General features: G+C 52.7%; 2 protein-coding genes. Both read right to left on the bottom strand.

The features are described 5' to 3' along the window. Positions 1–63: 63 nt before the first annotated feature. Positions 64–1,002, bottom strand: coding sequence for a hypothetical protein (locus C4885_RS16055; protein ID WP_114001294.1), 939 nt, complete (start codon positions 1,000–1,002; stop codon positions 64–66). 372 nt (positions 1,003–1,374) lie between these two features. Next, a complete protein-coding gene (locus C4885_RS16050; RefSeq protein ID WP_114001293.1) occupies positions 1,375–1,623 on the bottom strand; it encodes a hypothetical protein in 249 nt (82 codons plus the stop codon). Between the last annotated feature and the right edge of the window lie 282 nt (positions 1,624–1,905).

Below are 1,905 nucleotides of genomic sequence, written 5' to 3'. Positions count from 1 at the left end.
CCCTGCTGGGGGTGCATCTTGAGTATGCTCAACAGGCAGTGTGCATTTTCTGCGCTTTTGACATCACTCTTGCATATCTTTTCGGACAGCGTTATAATATTCCTTGTAAACTTGGTTGACCTCGTTTCCATCGTCACCAACAAGGGAATATCCCGCTTTGAAAGTCTGTGTTTGCCCACAGACTTTTTTTTGTGCTTCCTCGTATGAAGAAAACTCTACAGTAGGACGTTTCACACCCTTGGAAGAACGCACGATATTCATGCCGGGCGGGTACAGCTTCAGCCGGCCACCCTTTACAATCTTCTTTGTCACGGTCTGGCCGTCCTGATCCGTGACGGGTTTCTCATTGATGACGAATGTTGTGGCCTGTTCATCTGGCGCGAGGTCTTGGAACTCGTCCAGCGGCATATCTCCGAGGTAGGCGGAGAAATACGCACCGACATTGTCGCAGTTTGTAACCGACTTTGTTTTTGTAAAGCCATGCCCCCACATGGGAGCAATCAACGTGTTATTGTCAAGATAAGGGGCAGTGTGCGACCAGATGAAGAAAACGTGCATATGCCATGCGCCGCGGCCTTGCGGCTCTACAACACCGATGAACTCAGGTTCATCAACATAGTTACGGACACACCAGCGTTTGAACTTCTGCCAGAATTTTTTCCAGTCAGCAGAAAGCCGTTTTTCGTCCGTCATATTCTCGGCGTATGTGAACGTAAGCCAGCGACAATTTTGCGGCACCGTCACATTGCAGTTTATGAGAGCGCGCACCGTTGCCAAAGTGCGCCGCACGCTGTCCGCATTGTCTGCACGGGTCTCTCCGTGGGCGTACTCATGTATACAGCCTGACCGCAGGTCTTTGTAATGGTCTTTGTCAATGCGTACTGTCGGGGCTCCATAGGAGCGTTTTTGCATGGCAGTCAATTCCGTTACGTTTCCCATATGGGTAGTTTTGCAAAAGAATTTAGGATGAGGCGCGTACTCATCCACAAGGAGCACATTCAAGGCAAGTCACCTCCTCGGCGTGCCGAAGTGTAAACATAATCAAGTTAATAGTAACCGCCCCGCGGCGGCCCCACAGGCCGCCCCGCGGGGGCGGTTTTTCGTTATTCCTCGGCGCGAACGCGCCGCGCCAGCTGTGCCAGCTCCCTCTATGTTTTTTCGAGGGAAAGTCTCGCACTCTTGCGCCATGCAGACAGAGCAACAAGGCACGGTTCATGCAGACGGCGCTTGAGCGAATAAAAGGAATTGAGCAACAAGGCACAGCCCTACAACTGCGCGGGAGCCGACAAACGGTCTACAAGGCACGGTTCGCGGGCTCCCTTGCGTAATTAACTCGGTCGGGGCCTTCGTTCTCACAAGATACAAGGTCGGCCATCACGCAGGTGTTTGCGTATCGGGAGGCTGTGCAGCCATTGCCAGCGCAGTTTTCATTGCGTCGGGAATTGCTTCAAAGGCTCTTTCCGTGCTCTCGCAGTACTGCCCTAAAATCATGCTGATAAGGCTCGAACGAGTTACGCCGTACCGCTCCGCGATTTTGTCCAGACGTTTCATTGTCTGCGGAGCAACATTCACATACAGGCGGGTGCTGGATACCTTTTTGGTCGTTTTCTTTGGCGTTGCCATTGTCGTTACCTCCTGTGTCAATCAAGCGTCAAATATTGCCTACTGCACACATAGTACACCAAATTTAACTCATAGTCAAGGGGGCATTTTGCGCCGTGCGCTGGCGGTGTCGGCGGGTCAAGGGGAATACCCCTTTGACCCCTGCCGCCACCCGCCAGATGCACCGCACGGACGCAAAAAGCCCCCAGCAGGGGGAAAGGGAAAGCCCTGCTGGGGGTGCATCTTGAGTATGCTCAACAGGCAGTGTGCATTTTCTGCGCTTTTGACATCACTCTTGCATAT

It is taken from the genome of Subdoligranulum sp. APC924/74 (assembly GCF_003324125.1).
GTDB lineage: Bacteria > Bacillota > Clostridia > Oscillospirales > Ruminococcaceae > Gemmiger > Gemmiger qucibialis.
The sequence above is the reverse complement of the archived record's forward strand: the minus strand, read 5'-3'. Positions and strand labels throughout refer to the sequence as shown.